Source organism: Citrifermentans bremense (genome assembly GCF_014218275.1).
In the GTDB taxonomy this organism is placed as follows: Bacteria; Desulfobacterota; Desulfuromonadia; order Geobacterales; family Geobacteraceae; genus Geomonas; species Geomonas pelophila.
This window is the reverse complement of sequence record NZ_AP023213.1, coordinates 2082421-2100404: the sequence shown is the minus strand read 5'-3', so window position 1 is coordinate 2100404 and position 17984 is coordinate 2082421. Positions and strand designations below refer to the sequence as shown.

Sequence of the window (17984 nt, the reverse complement as noted above, 5' to 3'; positions counted from 1 at the left end):
CAGGGGACCACATGATCAGACTACTTGTGGTGGAGGACTCTAAAACGGTGCAGAAGGCCCTGGTGGCCGCCTTTGAGGCGGACCCGGAGCTTCAGGTAGTAGGCGTCGCCGAAAGCGGCGAGGAGGCGGTCGAAGCCGCCGCGAACCTGAAGCCCGACCTGATCACCATGGACCTGCACCTCTCCGGGATGAACGGCCTGGAGGCAACCCGCGCCATCATGTCCAGCTCCCCGGTCCCGATCGTGATCGTCTCCGGGAAGATCGACACCGGCGACTCCGACCTTTTGTTCCGCTTCATGGAGGCAGGGGTCCTGATGGTGCTACCGAAGCCCGCCCCGGTGGGGACTCCCGGCTACCGCGAATCGGTGGCAAGCCTGATCCACCACATAAAGCTCATGTCCGAGATCAAGGTGGTGCGGCGGGTATTTCCAGCAGGCGTCCCCGCCCCCTGGCCAAAGATCCCGCCAGTAAGGGAAAGCGGCTCCATCAAGGTGATCGCCATCGGGGCCTCAACCGGCGGCCCGCCGCTGTTGCGCCAGATCCTCGCCGCCCTTCCCGAGAAGCTCGGGGCCGCCGTGCTGGTGGTGCAGCACATGGCGGTCGGCTTCACCGAAAACTTCGTGCACTGGCTGAACCACCACTCGCGGATGCCGGTGCGTCTTGCCGCCGACGGCATGGTCATCACCGCGGGAGAGGTTTACGTGGCGCCCGACGGCTGCCACATGGAAGCCACGCCGGCGGGAAGGATCTCACTCTCCTGCGCCCCCCCCGAAAACGGGGTCCGTCCCTCCGTCGACGCCCTATTCCGCTCGGTCGCCCAGAGCTACGGCTCCAGCGCCGCCGGGATCATCCTCTCCGGGATGGGAAAGGACGGCGCGGCGGAGCTGAAGACCCTGAAAGAGCGCGGCGGGCTCTGCATCGCGCAGGACCGGGAGAGCTCCCTTGTGTTCGGCATGCCCGGGGAAGCGATAAAGATCGACGCCGTGCAGCACGTGCTCTCCCCGGAGGGGATCATCAACCTGCTTGCGGCGGTTACCAAGAAGGGCGCGCAGGAAGCGTCAAAGTGAGGAAGGAGCTTCATGCAGACTAGCAACAACGGCCAAACGACACCACACCTGATCCTGATCGTCGACGACAGCCCGACCCAGGCGAAACTCCTGGAGCAGCTTTTATCCAGCGAGGGCTACCGTGTAGCCATCGCCAGAAACGGCAGCGACGCGCTCAAGCAGATCGAGGAGCTGCACCCGGACCTAGTGATCAGCGACATACTCATGCCCGAGATGGACGGCTTCGAGCTCTGCCGCAGGGTCAGGGGGATCGAAGGGGTCAAGGATACCCCCATCGTACTGCTCACCCACCTGAACGACCCCTCGGACGTGCTGCACAGCCTGGAGGCTGGCGCCAACTACTTCGTCTCCAAGCCCTACAGCAACAAGCTCCTCCTCAACAGGATCCGCGCCATCCTGCAGGGGGATCGGGCCTGCAGGGTCGGGGACAAGGAGGGAGAAGTCGCCATCAGCTACCACGGCAAGAACTACCGGGTGCAGGCCGACAGCGCCCACACCATAGAGCTTCTGCTTGCGACCTACGAGCTCGCAGCCGAGAAGAACCAGGAGCTTCTGGGCGCCAAGGCGTCCCTGTCCAACCTGAACCGCGAGCTGGAGCAGCGGGTGAAAGAACGGACCGCGGCACTCACCCAGGAGACGGCCGAGAGGCTGCAGGCTATGGAGGAGCTGCGCAAGAAGGACGAGGTGCTGATGCAGCAAAGCCGCCAGGCCGCGATGGGGGAGATGATCGGCAACATCGCGCACCAGTGGCGCCAGCCGCTGAACGCGGTGGGACTCCTGGTGCAGGACCTGACCCTAAGCTACGAGTACGGCAACTTCAGCAAGGAGTACCTCGACTCGAGCACCAACAAGATCATGCAGATGGTCAGGCACATGTCGCAGACCATCGACGACTTCAGGAACTTCTTCACCCCCGACAAGGAGAAGACCAGCTTCGACCCGTGCGTCGTGGTGGAAAAGACCCTGAGCCTCATCGAGGGGAGCCTCAACGACAAGAGGATCAGGTTCGAGGTCGTCTGCGGCAAGGCCCCGCACATAACCGGGCACCCCAACGAGTTCTCCCAGGTGCTCCTCAACATCCTTTCCAACGCCATGGACGCCTTCGGCGAGAGAAAGCCCACCCAGGCCAAACTGCTGGTGCAGATAGGTTCAGAGGATGGGCGGGTGGTGGTCACCATCGCAGACAACGCCGGGGGAATACCGGAGCACGTCATGGGACGGATCTTCGAGCCCTACTTCACCACCAAGGAGCAGGGAAAAGGGACCGGCATAGGGCTCTACATGGCAAAAAACATCGTGGAAAAAAGCATGAACGGCTCCCTCACCGCGAGAAACATCGACGGCGGGGCCGAATTCAGGATCGAGGTGTAGCATGGGCGGATTCGCCGCAACAGATCCCGGCTTCACCCTTTTGTACGTGGAGGACGAGCAGCTGACCAGGGAGACGGTGCTCACCCTCCTGCGGCGTCGTTTTCCAGGCCTCACCCTTTTCAGCGCGAAAAACGGCGCCGAGGGGATGGCGCTTTTCCGGGAGCACGCGCCCGACCTGGTGGTGACCGACATCAAGATGCCGGCCCTGAGCGGCATAGACATGGCGCGGCAGATGATGGAGCTGAAGCCGTCCCTGCCGGTGATCGTCACCAGCGCGCATTCGGACATGGACTACCTGATCGAGTCGATAGAGCTCGGCATCAGCCGCTATGTCCTGAAGCCGATCGAGAGCTCCAAGCTCTTCGCGGCGGTTGAAGGCGCGCTGGCGACGCTCAAGGGAGAAAGGGAGCTGCAGGCCCACCAGGCGTTCGTGCGCAGGCTGTCCCGGGCGGTGGAGCAAAGCGCCAGCAGCATTGTGATTGCGAGCCCCGAGGGGGTGATCGAGTACGTGAATCCCCGCTTCACCACGCTGACCGGCTACGAGGCCTGCGAGGTGCTGGGAAAGAGCCTGAAGTCGCTCAAGGGAAAACCCGAGGTCTGGACCCGGATCGCTGCAGGCGAGGAATGGCACGGCGAGTTTGAGGGGGTCAAGAAAAACGGCGAGATCTTCTACGAATCGACCTCCCTCTCCCCCGTCTACGACGAGACCGGCGCTCTGAGCAATCTAGTCGCGGTGCAGGAGGACATCACCGAAAGGGTGCTCTCCGAACGCAGGATCGAGGCGCTGAACCGAAGCCTCGCCTCCCGCGCCGAGGAACTGGAGCTGGCCAACCGGGACCTGGAGGGGTTCAGCTACACGGTCTCGCATGACCTGCGCACGCCGCTGACCAACATAAACGGCTACTGCCAGGTGATACTTGAGCTTTACGGCGCGAGCCTGGAAGACCAGTGCAAGGATTTCATCGGCATCATCCTGTCCGAAACCGTCAACATGAACCAGCTGATCAAGACGCTGCTCGAGTTCTCGCGGGTGAGCCGCGCCGAGATCACGCGCTCGGAGGTGGACTTAAGCGAGCTGGCCTCCCTGGTCTGCGCGGCGCAGCAGTTGAGCGAGCCGCAGCGGCGGCTGACCTTCAGCATAGCGCCTGGGATGACGGCCATGGGGGATCCCGACCTCTTGAAGGTCGTGCTGCAGAACCTGATCTCCAACGCCTGCAAATACTCGGGAAACCGGGAAGACGCCGTGGTCGAGGTAGCCTCCCTGGAGGAAGATGGGGAGCGCATCTTCTTCGTGCGCGACAACGGCGCCGGTTTCGACATGGCGCAGGCGGACAAGCTGTTCAGCCCCTTCCAGCGGCTCCACTCGGATCGCGAGTTCAAGGGGTTCGGCATCGGGCTCGCAACCGTGCAGCGCATCATCCAGCGCCACGGCGGCAGGATCTGGGCCGAGGGAGAGGTAGGGCTCGGCGCCTGCTTCTACTTCACCCTCCCCCCGCCGGCTGAGGCATAGAAAGCGGCGCAGCGAGACGATATCAAGGGGTACTGAGCCCCCCACCGTGCGAGGCACGAGGAGCGCAAAAGTGAACAACCAAATCAAGCACACGCAACGGATTCTGCTTGTCGACGACGAGGCGCAGATACTGGAAACCTGCCGCAGCTGCCTCAACAACGCCGGGCACGCCGATGTGGTCATCGAAAACGACAGCTGCAAGGTGATGTCGCTTCTCGCGAAGTCGGAGTTCGCGGTCATCGTCCTCGACCTGCGCATGCCTAACCTCTCCGGCTTCGAGCTCCTGCCGCAGATTATCTCGCACTTCCCCCAGATCAAGATAATAGTCGCCACAGCCAACAACGACGTCGAAACCGTGGTGAACTGCATCAAAGAGGGTGCCTTCGACTACCTGGTGAAGCCCATCGACGTGAAGCGGCTGATCACCTCGGTCCGCAAGGCCCTGGAGATGCGCTCGCTGGCCAACGAGCTCACCGCCTTGAAGCAGTACATGTTCACCGACCGGCTGGACCACCCCGAGGCGTTCCAGAACATCGTCACCGGCAACAAGGCGATGCGGGCCATCTTCCAGTATCTTGAGGTGATCTCCGGCACCAGGCAGGCGGTGATGATAACCGGCGAGACCGGTACAGGCAAGGAGCTCGTCGCCCGGGCGATCCACAACCTGAGCGGCTGCAGCGGCGAGTACGTGGCGTTGAACGTGGCGGGGCTCGACGACAACATGTTTTCCGACACCCTCTTCGGGCACAGGAAAGGGGCCTTCACCGGCGCCGACCAGGCACGCGACGGCCTGATCACCCGCGCCTCAGGCGGGACGCTCTTTCTGGACGAGATCGGCGACCTGAACGAGATGTCGCAGATCAAGCTTTTGAGGCTTTTGCAGGAGCAGGAGTACTACCCGGTCGGCTCGGACTTCATCAAGAAGAGCGACGCCCGTCTCGTCCTCGCCACCAACCGCGACCTCCAGGAGTTGATCAGGCAGGGGAAATTCAGAAACGACCTCTACTACCGGCTCTGCGGGCACCGGGTACATCTCCCGCCGCTCAGGGACAGGCTGGACGACATACCGCTCCTATTGGACCACTTTCTGGGGAGCGCCGCCGAGTGCCTGGGGAAGAAGAAGCCGACCCCTCCCCCGGAGCTTGCCGTCATGCTCGCGCTGTACCATTTCCCGGGGAACGTGAGGGAGCTTGAGGCGCTGGTTTTCGACGCGGTTTTGCGGCACAACTCCGGCATACTCTCCATGGAGACCTTCCGAAGCGTCATCGGGCACGAGCGTCCATTGCCGACGCTTGATTGTTCCACCCCGGCCGCCGCCGGCGAGAACCCGCTCTGCACCATCTTCGGGCATTTCCCGACCCTGGACGAGGTGGAGCAGTACATGATCGCCGAGGCGATGAAGCTTGCCAAGGGTAACCAGGGGCTTGCCGGGAAGATCCTGGGCATGGGGCGGCAGACCCTCAACAAGCGGCTGAAGCTGCAGGGGTAGTAAGAGCGGGATCAGAACGAGAAGTGCTCCGCCACCATCCCCTGCGCCAGATCCATGGACGAGGTGAAGGCGGGGGAAATCGGGTTCAGCACGTGGAGCGAGGATCCGTCAGCCTCCACCAGGAAATCCATCACCAGCTCCTTCTTCTCCCAGTCGACCAGCTGCGGACGGATCCCCACCTTGGACGCGTGCACCACGTCGGATGGTGCCAGCTCCTTCACCAGCTTGGCGGCGTCACGGAAGAAGTAGGAGGGGAAATACTTGAGCGGCTCGGTGAGTGCGACGTTGCGGAAAGGACGGTTCACCAGGAACAGGACCAGGTCCTGGAAGGCGATGCTTAAGGCCTCGGCGTCGATCCCCGACAGGATGCCGTAGTTCTCCCGCCCGAAAGCGGGGATGGCAGTAGGCCCCAGGTAGACGTCGCCGTGCACGCTGCGGGTGAAGTGGATCCCGAGAAACGGGTTCCGGATGTCGGGCACCGGGTAGATGTTGGAATTGACCGTGAAGGGAGCGTCCTTTTTCAGCAGCCGGTACACCCCCTTGAAGGGGATGAGCCGGTATTTGGAGCCCACCCCGAAGAAGCCCGCCACCTTGTTGCAGTAGGCGCCGGCGGCGTTGATGAACCTCTCGAACCTTATCTCACCCCTGTCGGTCAGAGCCGTAGAGCTGCCCTTCAGCCCCGTCATCCTGCACCCCAGGTGGAGCTTCACCCGTCCCGTCTGTTCCAGGTCTTTTTTCACACTCTTCAGCACCGCCTTCGGGTCCACCACAGCGGTGTAATGCGAGAAGAGCGCGCGCTCGACGGTCCGGGCGTTCGGCTCGATGTCAGCCAGTTGCCGCTCGTCGATCATCTCCACCTTGGCGCCGTTGGCGGTGGCCCTTCGGTGCAGTTCGTCCAGCACCGGGAGCTCCGCCGCGGTGCGGGTGACGATGACCTTGCCGCTTTCCAGAAGCGGCAGCCCCTTTTCCTTGCAGTAATCCCGCATCAGGAAGTTGCCGTTCAGGCAGGACTTGGCCTTGAGGCTGTCGGGGGAATAGTAGATGCCGGCATGGAGCACGCCGCTGTTGCGCCCCGAGGCGTGGACGCCGAGTTCCGGTTCCTTCTCGATGATGACGATGTCGCCGTGCCCCTGTTTCACCAGTTCGCGGGCGATGGTGAGGCCGATTATCCCCCCGCCGACGATCAGTATTCCGGCCTTGTCGAACTCCATGAGGTAACCTCCTTGAAAGTCAAAGGCGTTGCACGCGGATGACGCGGATAAAACGGAAACAGCACGGATAACATCTGAAGTATGAAAGTCTCAAGTCTTGAGGCTTGATCTGTCTCTATCCGTGCCTTTTTTGCCTTTTCCGTGTGCGAGCTTTTGACTTTGTTTTTTTACTCCCTGACGGAGAACCTGGCGTAGGCGTCGCACCTCATTATCTGCACTGCGCTCGTGTTCCCCCTGGGGTAGATCTCGCTCGCCAAATAGGCCAGCTCCTCCGGCTCCGCCTCCGCCGGCACATCGCGCCACCAGGCCTTGCTCCCCCCCTGGGAACCGTCGCTCCAGCGATAGCCGCGGTCCTTGAGGAGATCCTTCTTGTCGAAGGGGGCGGATACCGCGTAAAGCCGAGAGGTGACCTCGTGCGCCCGCTTCAACAGGGTGCGGAAGATGGGCGCGCCGGTGACCGGAAGACGCTCCAGCAACAGCCCCAGCACCCCCTCGGCGTCGTCGAGGGCACGGTGCGCGTTGATGGTGAGGGAGGCGGTCTTGAAGAGGAGGTATTCCAGCGTGCGCGAGGAAACCCTCTCCGTCCCCCAGTCGATCTGGGACACGGTGCAGGCCCAGGGCAGCTTTGCAAACGCGGGGAAACGCGCCTCGACGAACTTCCGGTCGAAGGCGGCGTTGTGGGCGATCACCAGGTGGGACTTCTGCGCCAGGAGGTTTACGAAGGCGTCGTCAAACGCCTGCCCGCGCACCATCTCGTCGGATATGCCGGTGATCTCCACGACCTCTGCCGGAATAGGGAACCCCGGGTCCTCGAAGCCGGAGTAGCGCTCGGAGATCCTGAAGATCTCCCCGGTCTCGGGATCGAACTCGAAGGCGACGATGCCGAGCTCGATCACCTTGTCCCGCCTGTAGTCGAGCCCCGTGGTCTCGGTGTCGAGGCAAAGGGCTACGTGGCAGCGCTCCGGGGCCTTGCGGGCGAGGCGCGAATCGCGCGCGAGGTTAAGGCGCCGCAACACCAGGTAGTCCCCTGTGGAATGAAGCGCGGCGATGGCCACCTCTATCTCCAGCGCGTTCATGCCCGATTCTCTCTTCTTAGCTCCCTTCATTTCCCACCCTGTCTCAGTCCTGGAGATATTTCTCCCGCAGTGCTACCTTGTTGATCTTGCCCACGCTGGTCTTGTCGATGGAGGGGACGAGCTTCACCTTGACCAGGACGACCTGCTTGCTCACCACACCCTTGTCGGCGTACTCCCTCACATGGTGGGCGATCTCCTTCTCGGTCACCTTCGCACCCTCCGTCGGCTTGAGAACGACCAGCGCCAGGGGGCGCTCGCCCCACTTCTCGTCGGGCTTTCCTATCACCGCCACCTCGGCAACAGCCGGATGGTGCGCGACGATGTCCTCAAGCTCCAGCGAGGAAACCCACTCCCCTGCTACCTTGATCACGTCCTTGCTCCGGTCGGTGATCTTCAGATAGCCACGCTCGTCCCGTACCGCCACGTCGCCGGTGTGGAGGTACCCCCCCTCCCAGAGCCGCTCGGAAGCCTTGTGGTCCTTCAGGTATCCCTGGGTGAGCCAGGGGGAGCGCACCACGACGTTGCCCGCACTGACGCCATCGCGGGGAAGTTCCTTGAAGTCGTTGTCGACCACGCGCAGATCGACAAAAGGAAGGGCGAGCCCCGTCTTGCAGCGGATCTCGGCCTGCTCGGGGTGGGAGAGTTCGAGCATCTCCGGGGAGAGCTTCGAGATGGTGAGGATCGGGCAGGTCTCTGACATGCCATACCCGGTGAAGACGTCGATGCCAAGCTTCAGCGCCTCGACGCAGAGGTTGCGCGACAGCGCCGCGCCGCCGATGATGAGTTTCCACCCCCGCAGGTCGATCCTTACGGCATGGGGGTGCTTCAAGAGCATGTGCAGGATGGTAGGGACGCAGTGGGAGAAGGTTACTCCTTCCTTTTCCTTCAGCTCCAGCAGCGTATCCGGCAGGTAGCGCCCGGGGTAGACCTGCTTCACCCCCAGCATGGTGGCGATATAGGGGACGCCCCAGGCGTGGACGTGGAACATCGGGGTAATCGGCATGTAGACATCGTCGCGGTGCAGGCAGGCGTGCGAGGTGGAGGAACCGAGCGTCGCCAAGAGCCCCAGGGAATGGAGCACCAGCTGCCGGTGACTGAAATAGACCCCTTTGGGCATCCCGGTGGTCCCGGTGGTGTAGAAGGTCGTGGCCCTCGTGTTCTCGTCGAGGTCGGGGAAGTCGAACTCCGGCGATGCCTTGGCCAGGAGCTGCTCGTACTCGCCGCAGGCGGGGATGGTGCTGCACTCGGTCACGCCGTCGTCAGAGATGAGGATATAGGTGCGGACGTTATCGATCCTGCCGCGGATCTGCTCCATGATAGGGAGAAACTCGCTGTTCACCAGCAGCACGTCGTCCTCGGCATGATCGATGGTGTAGAGGATCTGCTCCGGGGAGAGGCGCACGTTGATGGTGTGCAGCACCGCGCCGATCATCGGCACGGCGAAGAAGAGCTCCAGGTAGCGATGGCTGTCCCAGTCCATAACCGCGACCGTCTGCCCGGGCTGCACCCCAAGGTCGGTGAGCATGTTGGCCAGCCGATGCACCCGCTCCCTAAACTGCCGGTAGTTGCCACGGTACAGGTCGCGGTAGACGATCTCCTGGTCGGGGTTGTCGACCACCGGGTACAGCAAGAGGTTCTTGATCAGCAAAGGGTAGTTGTAGGCGGACGCGGTGCGGGGGATCAGCAAATCGCTCATCAATGAGCCTCCTGTATCAATTAAAGCGGGTCATTAAAGAAGTCCCCCCTCCCGCCTTAGCGGACAGAAGCGCTGCGGGAGGGGTTTAGGGAATGGGAGTAGTCGCCACCTTTACGCTGCTGGCGGCTTCAGGGTATTTCCTACCCCACTACCTGGCAGTCGTCCAGAAATCGCTGCAGGACGGCTTCCTCCACCCCTGCCAGGGCCGCGATCCGGGAAAGCCGCGGGAAAGCCCAGAAGGTGCGCCCCTCAGCCAGACGCTGGCCTGCCGCGTCGAAGATGGCCATGGAGACCTCCGCCTGGGTGGGGCCGAAGGAAACGATCTGCCCTACCACCCGGATTTCAGTTTCGGTGGGGACCGGCTTCAGAAAGCGGGTCTGCATCTCGCGCGTAACGCCCAGCTTGCCGTAGCGGGCGAAGAGCGAATAGGCGGCAGCCTCGTCCATCAGGGCGGAGATGATGCCGCCGTGAACCATGCCGTCGAAACCGCAGTAGCCGGCAGGGATGCGGCAGGCGCAGGCGACGCCTACGTCGGTGTGGTGGAAGCGAAGGCGCAGCCCGTGGGGATGCCCCTGGGAACAGACGAAACAGGTGCCGGGCCATTGGGCGCGCACCTGAGGCAGGTCGGTGATGGATTCGGGAAGGTGGACAGCGGGAAAATCTTGCATCGGTCGCTCCTCAGGGGAAGTGGTAAAGCGCACGGCTCCCTAATGAGGGAGCGTCGGCGATAATACCCTTTTTTGCAGCGGAGCGCCAGCGGGATGTGAGAGGAATGGGAAGTTTCAACACTTCATGCAGCTGACTTTACCCTTCTCGCCCCAGCGCTTGAGGGCTTCGTTCAGGGACTTCATGCCGTCGGTGACCGGTTTCTTCATGGCGAAGGAGAAAAGCGGTGAAAGAAGCCCCTTGAACGAGGAGCGCTGGGTCAGCCTCAACCGGTCGGGGGACAGGCTGTGAAGCTCGTAGCAGAAGGTCCAACTGAGGACCGCGCTGGAGAGCATGCTGCTTTGCCAGGATAACCGGGATTTCGGCTCCGCCTCCTGCAGTACCGGCTTGATGGGGAAAGGATCCATACCGGGGAGCTTCACCACGAGGTCGAATCTTTCGCCGGGGGTCACAGGTCCAGTCGCCTTGGTGAAGAGAGGGTTCCATTCAGGATAGAGGCCGAAATCGATCAAAAGCTGCCAGATCCTTTCTATAGGCGCCTCAAGGGTTATCTCTGTAGTCAGTTCTGCCATGGTCGCACCTCGGAGGGGTGTTAATGGTGAAATAGGCTGAAGGTTTCAGTACTGAATACGCCATTTCCCGCCTTATTGAAAGTCCCCTGTGAGTTATTTCCATTTAAGGAACCGGGCTCGGCGCTCAGGTTCCCGCCCCAGGAGGGGGAGGGTCAGGGAGGGGGAATCCCCCGTCCCTACCCTCTCCCGGCCTTTCCTTAGGGCGGCAGATCTGAGGAGGGCTCGCCCCGAAAGGTCCAGTAGAGGTAAAAAAGTGAAGGGACGAGGATCAGCGCCCCTATAGGCAAAACGGCAAGAAAGGCGACCAGCGTCGGATAGGGCGCCGCTGCTGCGCGCAGCGTGAGTTGCCCGATCAGTATGTCGGGGTGGAGCGCCGCGGCGAAGCCCGCCATGGTGAAGACGATGGTCGCGCCGGCCAGAAGCTGGGCCCAGAAGTATCGGCGCAGCCAGAGGAGGGTCTCGGTGACGATACCAGCCAGGACCGCCAGCATCACGAACAGCATGGGCCATGAGTTGAACAGCCTCTTGGCGAAAAGCGGCGCCTGGTAGTGCGCCAACGGGATCATAAGCGAGGTGAGTATCCCCAGCGCCAGCCCAGCCGCGAGCGACTCCTTCCTGAAATCCTCCTGCAGCTTCCCGGTGACCCGCACCGTCATGTAAACGGGCGCAAGATAAGCGCAGATCGCCATGCCTACCACCCCGCCCAGGATGGTGAACGGGTTGAGCCAGGCGGAGACGTTTTCGGTAGGGATGCACCCGGCGATGACGATGCGCCCTGCGGCGGCCGCGGATACAGCGAGCCCCAGGGTGAAAGGGGTGAGCACGCTGGCGATCTCGAAGACGCGGGCGCTCAGAGGTGTCTCTCGCTTTGACTCCCTGCCGAAATGGCGGAAGGCGAAAGCGGCTCCTCTGAAGTTGATCCCTACCAGGGCCAGCACCAAAGGGGTCATCAGCACGACGAACAAGTTTCCGAAGCCGGCAGGAAAGGCGGTGAAAAGGGTGACGACGACGAAGATGAGCCATACGTGGTTCGTCTCCCACACCGGGCCGATGGCGTTGAAGAGCGCTTCACGCTGCTCCCGCGCACGGGGTCCGAAAGCGAGAGCGGTCCAGATGCCGCCGCCGAAGTCGGCCCCGCCGAAGAGGGCGTACATGAGCAGTCCGGCAACGAGAATAATGGAGGCGAGAGTTACCGGATCAGCCATGAAGCACCTCCTTCCCACCTTCTACCCTACCCTGCCGGCGCAGTAACAGCTTGAGGATCCCGACCGACAGTGCCAGGTAGACGAAAAGGAAGGTGGCGAATATCAAAAGGAGCCCGCCGTTGGGCGTCACGGCTTCGGAGGTGCGGAGATACCCTTGGATGATCCAAGGCTGCCTGCCGAACTCGGTGACCATCCAGCCGCTCTCCAGGGCGATCATGCCGAACGGTGCCGCGATGATGACGAGAACCAGCGCGCCCCGTTTCAGCGTCACTTCCTTTTGGCGCCAGCGCAGCCACCAGAACCAGCCGGCCGCGGCGGCCATGATGAAGAACGAACCCACCATGAGATCGAAGAAGGGGTGCACGATCCGTGGGTCCGGAGTCGACCCTTGGGGGAACGCGTCGAGCCCCTGCACCACCGAGTTCGCATCGCCGTTGGCAAGGTAGCTTAGAAGCTTGGGGATCTTGATGGCGTACCGGACGGTGCCGGTCTCGGGGTCGGGCCAGCCGCCGATGATAAGAGGCGCCGCAGCCACCGTCTTGAAGTGCGCCTCGGCCGCAGCCAGTTTCGCCTTCTGGTTTTCCGCCAGCGCCTCCGCCGCCCAATCCCCGCTCATCAGCATCAGCGGCAAGGAAAGGGTGCCGACGGCAAGCGACAGGGTGAGCGCGCGTTTCACCTGGGACGTCTTCCTGCCGCGCAACAGATCCGCCGCGTAAAAACCCGCGACGGCGAAGCCGGTCGCCACGTAGGCGGCAAAGGTTCCGTGCACCGCCTGGTGCGGCCAGGCCTGGTTGGCAAAGGCGATCAGCGGGCGAATGTCCGAGGCGACGCCGTTCACCATGCGGAAGCCCCCTGGGGTGTTCATCCAGCCGTTGGCGCTGATGACGAAAACGGCTGAAATGGCGGAGGCCAGGACCAGGGGGATGGTGCAGAGGAATTGGGCCCGGCGGGACAGGCGGCGCTCGCCGTAGCTGTAAAGGGCGAGAAAGATGGCCTCGGTGAAAAAGGCAAACCCCTCCATGGAGAAGGCAAGCCCGACCATGGGCCCCGCAAAGACCATGAACTTGGGCCAGAGGAGGCCGAGCTCAAAAGAGAGGATGGTGCCTGAGACGGCGCCGATGGCGAAGAGGACCCCGGCTGGCCGGATCCAGCTCCGTGCGATCTCGTGCCACTCCTCCTCGCCGGTTTTGAGGGACAACCCTTCGGCAAGCATCAGCAACAGCGGAAGACCTATCCCTATGGTCGCGTAGACGATGTGAAAGGCAAGGGAAACGCCCATAAGGGCGCGTGCGGCAAGCAGATCATCCATGAAAGGCCTCGCTGAGACAGGATTAGGCTGATTAAAAAACCTTAAAATTGTCCTAAAGCTGCGGGGTTTGTCAAGGCGAAGCAGGCGGCGTTCAGTGATGATGATGCTGGTGGTGTATGTCCGGCCAGTGGACGTGCGAGTGACTCATGGGACGGTGGACGTGGTAATGGTCGTGAGAGAGATCGCCCTCCCCTTCCGGGTGTTCGTGGTCGTGGTGCTCGTCGTGGATGTGGGGGTGTGCGTGAGCCATTTCCTCGTGCACGTGGCGGTGCCGGTGCACTTCAAGGTACAAAAGGGCGATGCCCGCGAGCATCAGCACCGTGGCAAGCCAGTAAGCCGCAGGAGGGCGCTCTCCCAAAAGCGCCACCGAGAGGAGCGTGCCGAAGAAAGGACCTACGGCGAAAAAGGTTGCAGTCCTGGCCGCGCCGATTTTGCGCAGGGCCTCGACGAAGAGTACCAGGCTGAGACCGTAGCTGAGGGCGCCGATGGTCAAGGCGCCTGCGATCTGCGGCAGCGTTGCGGCTCCGGCGGTGAAAAGTAGCGAGAGGAAGATGGAGAAAAGCCCCGCGGCCAGCCCTTTCACCGAGGCGAGCACCGTGGAGGAAAGTTCCTCCACGTCCCGGGTCAGGTTGTTGTCGATACCCCAGAAGACGCAGGCGCAGATGACCAGGACCCCGGAGAGGGAGAAGGTCATGCCGCCGTCGGCTTTGAGGACCACCAGGCAGGCGCCTATCAGGATCAGGGCCTTTCCGGTCCAGACGTAGGGGCCGATGTACTCCTTGAAGACGAGCCAGGCGATGATGGTCGTCGCCACCGTCTCCAGGTTAAGGAGCAGCGAAACCTCAGAGGCTGAGCCGTACTTGATGCCGAAGGCGAGGCAGATTGGCGCTACGATGCCGCCCGAGAAGATTGCGCCGATCAGCTTGAGCCGGTGGCGCGACGAGAGTTGCGCCAGTTCGTGGAGGGAGTTCTTGCGCTGGAAGCAGAGAACCAGTTGCAGGCCGAGGCCCGAGCCGAGGTAGAGGAGTCCCGCGAGCAAAGCCGGCGACATGCCGCCGATGAGCATCTTGCAGAAGACAGGCGACACGCCGAAGAGCGCGGCAGAGAGAATTGCGAAGATCTGTCCGGAAAAAGCAGGCAGCTTGCGGCCCCTCCTTAAGGGTTTTATGAGATAACGGCGAATAAAGCTAGCTGCTTCAAGCAGAAGTGCACAAATATAGTCGTTTCAAAACTAGCTATATGTTCAAGAGCTAGCTATTCCGGTTGGGCATGCTCAGGAACAAATTTAATCTCAAGATGGCAGCCGACTGCCTGTGCGTATTTCTTGAGTGTAGTCAAAGAAGGGGCGTGCTTACCGACTGCTTCCAGTCTTGAGATTGCACTCTTTGTTGTTCCCATAATTTCTGCGACGGCTTCCTGTGATAGCCCTACTCTTGCCCGGGCAGCAAGCATCTCTTTTGCCAAGGCATATTCTTCTTCTAATTCATCGTAAGCTTTTTTGAAACCATCTCTTTTGTTTGCTTTTTTGAGGAAAGCCTTATGGTCATGTGCAACCGGTCGATATTTTAGGTCAGCCATTTTGAACCTCCTTCAATCTTCTCCGGGCTAGCTTCAATTCCTGCTCCGGTGTGGCTTGCGTCTTTTTAATAAATGCATGCAGTATGATGATCCGTTGCCCAATTTGAAAACAATAGAATGCTCGACCGATTCCTTCACGACCTCGCGGACGCACCTCAAAGATGCCACCGCCCATCGATCGTGAATGAGGCATCCGGAGATTAGGCCCGAATTCCATCAGCAGTTCGAGGATCCTTGCATAATCGGCAAGAATGCCGTCAGGCCAGGATTCAATCTCGTCAAGAACGCGAGCATGGAAATATTCGATGATGTAATTCATTGTGGGAGGTTAGCAAATATGAGAACAGCTGTCAATTTTTCCAAGGTTAGCCGTCCCACCCTTCTACCGACCACTTCCGGATTGAAAGCGTCTCTTCCTCGGTTATCCCCAGTGAAAGAAGGAATTGGTGGTGGGCTTCGGGGGCGCGGCGCTCGAACTCGATGTGCCATCTCCTCATCGCGGCTTCGTCCATCCCGGCTGCGCGAAGCATCTCGACCCACGCCTCTTTGTCGACCTTTACCGGCAACTCTCCCTGCGACTGGACCTGCAGCATCTTGCCCAGTAGATGCTGCTGGGCCTGCAAGGCCCGGATCTCCTCGCTGAGCTCACGCATGCGCCGGTTCAGGACGGCCGCGTTGCGGTCTTCCTCCATCGACAAGACCCGCTGAATGTCCTCGATGCTCAACCCTGCCTGGCGGAAGCTGCAGATGGTCGACAACCGGTCCCGGTTGCTCTGAGAATAAAGACGGTAACCGGCCTCGCTGCGTCCCGATGGCGTCAACAGCCCGATCCGGTCATAATACAAAAGGGTGCTGCGCGAAAGGCCAAACATCCGTGCAAGTTCTGTAACTCGAAACATCTCTTATCCTCGATTTACAAAAGTGAACGCCTCCAGTGAAGTTGGAGGCGTTCCGGGTTGAGACCTATCTCTGACGAATTTCCCTTATCCTCTCAGGTGGCAACCCAAGCCATTCCAGGAAACTCTGATGACCTTCCGGGTCCTCGCTCTCGAAGAGCTCATGCCACTTGTGCATCGCTGCGTCGTCCAGGCCGATGGCCCGGAATCTTTTCACCCATTCTTCTACCGTTACCTTGTGTTTCATCTTTCACTCCTTTTGCCGTGTATTTGTCATGGCCGTGACAAAAACAAGACTAAAGTGTGAAGCAGTAGACGGGTCAAGGGGAAAAGACAGGCATGCTACATTGCCTTCAGCATCTTCTTTGCCATCGCCAGGTTGTGGTAGGCGATCACTCTGATCTTCCGCAGTTCCTCGCCCCCCTTCCGCTTGTCGAGCTCGGAGAGGAACCTGTCAAGCTCCTGCCTTGCCTTCGCTGTCTTCTTCTCGTTGAAGGGAATGGAGAGGTTTACCCCCTTCACATCCCAGGCGTCTTTCGGCAGCACGGCGAAAGGCGCTATGTCCTCCACTTTCCGATTGGCTGCCATCACGGGGGTCTCGTAGACGGTATCGGTGAACCTGATCCCGTTCTTGTCGGCTGTCACCGTGTAGCTACCTTTGAACCGTTTCGCTACGTCCTTCGCCTCGAAATAGCTCCACTCGGACTTGCCGACCTGCGCGTGGGAGTCGTGGCAGGTTCCGCAACCTCTCGGCTGCCCCAGGGCGTGGCTCAGCTTGTCCATCTGCACCCAGAGGATCGCCTTGTTGCCGGAAGGGAGATCGTTCCGGGTGCCGACGATGATGAAGGCGTCGTTGACGTCGGTGGCGCCGCGGGAGACCTCGAAAGCGGGAGGCTCCCCTATCCTGACGTTGCCGGGAACGCTTCTCTTGGGGATCGAGCGGAACAGAAGTCCCGTGGGCCCGGCTTCTATCGTCTGGTTCAGCACCGCCATCGGATACGGTTTAACCGCGATCCAGCGGCCCGAGGCATTCCTTATCAGGGTCGGGAGGTCGCGGGTGCCGTAGTATTCCTTGTGTTTCCCGTAGGGCGTTTCCACGCCGGCAAAGTTTCCCTTACCCCAGAAGGTGTACTGGTAGGCGCCTGAGACGGTTATGTGGCAGGCGGCACAATCGACCTTGCTGTGCGAAGAAGCCTGCACCGCTTTCACGATGTCGGCATGGCACTTGGCGCAGGCCCCCCTCGCATCGTCGGCGGCCAGGTGGCCGAACTGATGGTTCACCGGCTTGTGGCAATCCAGGCATTGTACTCCGGCCTTTATATGGGCCCCTCTCGGCAGGTTGCTCGGAAAAGCGTATTCGCCGCGGACATATCCGGCGCCGCGCCTCCTATCCATTGGCCCCGCATGGCAGATGCTCGCCCTCCCCCCGCCGTAGCAGCTGTCGGTGTCCGGTTGACCGTAGGAATGCCGCCCCTTTCCTGTGAATGGCTTGTAGTGGCAGTCATTGCAGCCGGGATGGCAGGTGTTGCAGCTGCGATCCGTGGCAGCGTTCTGTGCGGCGGTAAAAGGCACTGAAGTCTGGCTCTTCATGTTTTCGTAGTTCTGCCCGAACCACATGCCGCAGTTCTGCGGCCCGGGAAGGGTCTCGGACCACTTACGATAGGCGCGCTGATGTTTCAATAGCCCCTTCGCCGAGCTGTTGTAGTCCTTCACCTCTTTGGCATGACACCTGCCGCAGGTCTGTTCGGCGACCTTGGGAGCATAGGCGAGCGTCTCGGGATCGCGGTCGTGCCACTCGATTCCCGACAGCACCTTTACCCCCAGCGCCTCCAGCCGCTTGGGATCCCCCTCCGGTATCATCCGGTCCATCCCGTCTCCGGCAGGAACCAACGGCTGTAGTGCCCCTGCGTCGGCGCGTGAAACCGCCTGCCCCTTGACCTTGGGCCCCACCCCTACCAGGAAGGGGCGCAGCATGTCCTTGTGAGACGCTTCTTTTGAGGGTTGGGAAGGGTCCCCAAGGTGACAATCCACGCAGTTGGCTCCTTCCATCCCCACTTCACGATCGACCTGGGCCGGGTCCAGGTACATCGACGCGGCGCCAAGAGACTCCATCTTGGCCTTGTCTCCATGGCAGATCACGCATTGTGACTTGGCGTCGAATCCAAAAGCCTGCACCGTCAACAGCAGCATCAACATCGTGAGCAGCGTTTTCATCGTGCCTCCTTGTCGGGAAACGGCCCGAGCGGACATTAGTCTGCACCTTTTGCTCTTGGAGCTACGACTTAGCTCCTGAAGGAGAGAGGCTGCAAAGACTGAGGCAATTGTACACTCTGATCAG

At 61.2% G+C, this 17984-nt stretch carries 17 protein-coding genes; 4 read left to right on the top strand and 13 right to left on the bottom strand.

Translation table 11 applies throughout. From position 1 onward, the window contains the following. Positions 1-11 precede the first annotated feature (11 nt). The 4 genes from cheB (at position 12) to GEOBRER4_RS09350 (ending at position 5437) form a co-directional block, all read left to right on the top strand. Positions 12-1067 carry a chemotaxis protein CheB gene (gene cheB, locus GEOBRER4_RS09365; RefSeq protein ID WP_185245171.1) on the top strand — a complete coding sequence of 352 codons (1056 nt, stop codon included), beginning with the start codon at positions 12-14 and terminating at the stop codon, positions 1065-1067. 12 nt (positions 1068-1079) lie between these two features. Beyond that, a complete protein-coding gene (locus tag GEOBRER4_RS09360; RefSeq protein WP_185245170.1) occupies positions 1080-2438 on the top strand; it encodes a hybrid sensor histidine kinase/response regulator in 1359 nt (452 codons plus the stop codon). A gap of 1 nt (position 2439) precedes the next feature. Continuing rightward, a complete protein-coding gene (locus tag GEOBRER4_RS09355; RefSeq protein ID WP_185245169.1) occupies positions 2440-3948 on the top strand; it encodes a sensor histidine kinase in 1509 nt (502 codons plus the stop codon). A gap of 70 nt (positions 3949-4018) precedes the next feature. Continuing rightward, entirely contained in the window at positions 4019-5437 is a 1419-nt protein-coding gene (locus tag GEOBRER4_RS09350; RefSeq protein WP_185245168.1) for a sigma-54-dependent transcriptional regulator, read from the top strand. An 11-nt stretch (positions 5438-5448) separates the two neighbouring features. Here GEOBRER4_RS09350 and lhgO read toward each other — a convergent pair whose 3' ends face one another. From lhgO to GEOBRER4_RS09285, 13 genes are all read right to left on the bottom strand, one after another. Further along, the gene (lhgO, locus tag GEOBRER4_RS09345; RefSeq protein WP_185245167.1) at positions 5449-6648 is read right to left on the bottom strand and encodes an L-2-hydroxyglutarate oxidase; all 1200 of its coding nucleotides are present in this window, start codon (positions 6646-6648) and stop codon (positions 5449-5451) included. A 167-nt stretch (positions 6649-6815) separates the two neighbouring features. Then, on the bottom strand, positions 6816-7754 hold the full coding sequence (locus GEOBRER4_RS09340) for a 3'-5' exonuclease (RefSeq protein ID WP_185245166.1): 939 nt from the start codon (positions 7752-7754) through the stop codon (positions 6816-6818). A 13-nt stretch (positions 7755-7767) separates the two neighbouring features. Continuing rightward, positions 7768-9420 carry a fatty acid--CoA ligase gene (locus GEOBRER4_RS09335; protein ID WP_085812845.1) on the bottom strand — a complete coding sequence of 551 codons (1653 nt, stop codon included), beginning with the start codon at positions 9418-9420 and terminating at the stop codon, positions 7768-7770. 140 nt (positions 9421-9560) lie between these two features. After that, entirely contained in the window at positions 9561-10088 is a 528-nt protein-coding gene (locus GEOBRER4_RS09330) for a PaaI family thioesterase (protein ID WP_185245165.1), read from the bottom strand. Positions 10089-10202: 114 nt separating this feature from the next. Next, positions 10203-10658 carry an SRPBCC domain-containing protein gene (locus GEOBRER4_RS09325; protein WP_185245164.1) on the bottom strand — a complete coding sequence of 152 codons (456 nt, stop codon included), beginning with the start codon at positions 10656-10658 and terminating at the stop codon, positions 10203-10205. 197 nt (positions 10659-10855) lie between these two features. Continuing rightward, a complete protein-coding gene (locus GEOBRER4_RS09320) occupies positions 10856-11863 on the bottom strand; it encodes a cytochrome d ubiquinol oxidase subunit II (RefSeq protein ID WP_185245163.1) in 1008 nt (335 codons plus the stop codon). Next, a complete protein-coding gene (locus tag GEOBRER4_RS09315; RefSeq protein ID WP_185245162.1) occupies positions 11856-13172 on the bottom strand; it encodes a cytochrome ubiquinol oxidase subunit I in 1317 nt (438 codons plus the stop codon). Before GEOBRER4_RS09315 ends, GEOBRER4_RS09320 begins: the two co-directional genes overlap by 8 nt. 91 nt (positions 13173-13263) lie before the next feature. Next, a complete protein-coding gene (locus GEOBRER4_RS09310) occupies positions 13264-14292 on the bottom strand; it encodes a DMT family transporter (protein WP_226377951.1) in 1029 nt (342 codons plus the stop codon). Between the two features lie 134 nt (positions 14293-14426). After that, the gene (locus GEOBRER4_RS09305) at positions 14427-14750 is read right to left on the bottom strand and encodes a helix-turn-helix domain-containing protein (RefSeq protein WP_185245161.1); all 324 of its coding nucleotides are present in this window, start codon (positions 14748-14750) and stop codon (positions 14427-14429) included. Continuing rightward, on the bottom strand, positions 14743-15069 hold the full coding sequence (locus tag GEOBRER4_RS09300) for a type II toxin-antitoxin system RelE/ParE family toxin (protein ID WP_185245160.1): 327 nt from the start codon (positions 15067-15069) through the stop codon (positions 14743-14745). The genes GEOBRER4_RS09305 and GEOBRER4_RS09300 overlap by 8 nt, the downstream gene beginning before the upstream one ends. 46 nt (positions 15070-15115) lie before the next feature. Next, entirely contained in the window at positions 15116-15649 is a 534-nt protein-coding gene (locus GEOBRER4_RS09295; protein ID WP_185245159.1) for a MerR family transcriptional regulator, read from the bottom strand. A 64-nt stretch (positions 15650-15713) separates the two neighbouring features. After that, a complete protein-coding gene (locus tag GEOBRER4_RS09290; RefSeq protein WP_185245158.1) occupies positions 15714-15893 on the bottom strand; it encodes a MerR family transcriptional regulator in 180 nt (59 codons plus the stop codon). A 95-nt stretch (positions 15894-15988) separates the two neighbouring features. Then, positions 15989-17860 carry a cytochrome c3 family protein gene (locus GEOBRER4_RS09285; RefSeq protein WP_185245157.1) on the bottom strand — a complete coding sequence of 624 codons (1872 nt, stop codon included), beginning with the start codon at positions 17858-17860 and terminating at the stop codon, positions 15989-15991. Positions 17861-17984 lie beyond the last annotated feature (124 nt).

Bases quoted from the DNA above. Each gene is read 5' to 3' on its own strand.
- cheB (WP_185245171.1), top strand. From the start codon at position 12: ATGATCAGACTACTTGTGGTGGAGGACTCTAAAACGGTGCAGAAGGCC.
- GEOBRER4_RS09360 (WP_185245170.1), top strand. From the start codon at position 1,080: ATGCAGACTAGCAACAACGGCCAAACGACACCACACCTGATCCTGATC.
- GEOBRER4_RS09355 (WP_185245169.1), top strand. From the start codon at position 2,440: ATGGGCGGATTCGCCGCAACAGATCCCGGCTTCACCCTTTTGTACGTG.
- lhgO (WP_185245167.1), bottom strand. From the start codon at position 6,648: ATGGAGTTCGACAAGGCCGGAATACTGATCGTCGGCGGGGGGATAATC.
- GEOBRER4_RS09340 (WP_185245166.1), bottom strand. From the start codon at position 7,754: ATGAAGGGAGCTAAGAAGAGAGAATCGGGCATGAACGCGCTGGAGATA.
- GEOBRER4_RS09335 (WP_085812845.1), bottom strand. From the start codon at position 9,420: ATGAGCGATTTGCTGATCCCCCGCACCGCGTCCGCCTACAACTACCCT.
- GEOBRER4_RS09330 (WP_185245165.1), bottom strand. From the start codon at position 10,088: ATGCAAGATTTTCCCGCTGTCCACCTTCCCGAATCCATCACCGACCTG.
- GEOBRER4_RS09325 (WP_185245164.1), bottom strand. From the start codon at position 10,658: ATGGCAGAACTGACTACAGAGATAACCCTTGAGGCGCCTATAGAAAGG.
- GEOBRER4_RS09320 (WP_185245163.1), bottom strand. From the start codon at position 11,863: ATGGCTGATCCGGTAACTCTCGCCTCCATTATTCTCGTTGCCGGACTG.
- GEOBRER4_RS09315 (WP_185245162.1), bottom strand. From the start codon at position 13,172: ATGGATGATCTGCTTGCCGCACGCGCCCTTATGGGCGTTTCCCTTGCC.
- GEOBRER4_RS09305 (WP_185245161.1), bottom strand. From the start codon at position 14,750: ATGGCTGACCTAAAATATCGACCGGTTGCACATGACCATAAGGCTTTC.
- GEOBRER4_RS09300 (WP_185245160.1), bottom strand. From the start codon at position 15,069: ATGAATTACATCATCGAATATTTCCATGCTCGCGTTCTTGACGAGATT.
- GEOBRER4_RS09295 (WP_185245159.1), bottom strand. From the start codon at position 15,649: ATGTTTCGAGTTACAGAACTTGCACGGATGTTTGGCCTTTCGCGCAGC.
- GEOBRER4_RS09290 (WP_185245158.1), bottom strand. From the start codon at position 15,893: ATGAAACACAAGGTAACGGTAGAAGAATGGGTGAAAAGATTCCGGGCC.
- GEOBRER4_RS09285 (WP_185245157.1), bottom strand. From the start codon at position 17,860: ATGAAAACGCTGCTCACGATGTTGATGCTGCTGTTGACGGTGCAGGCT.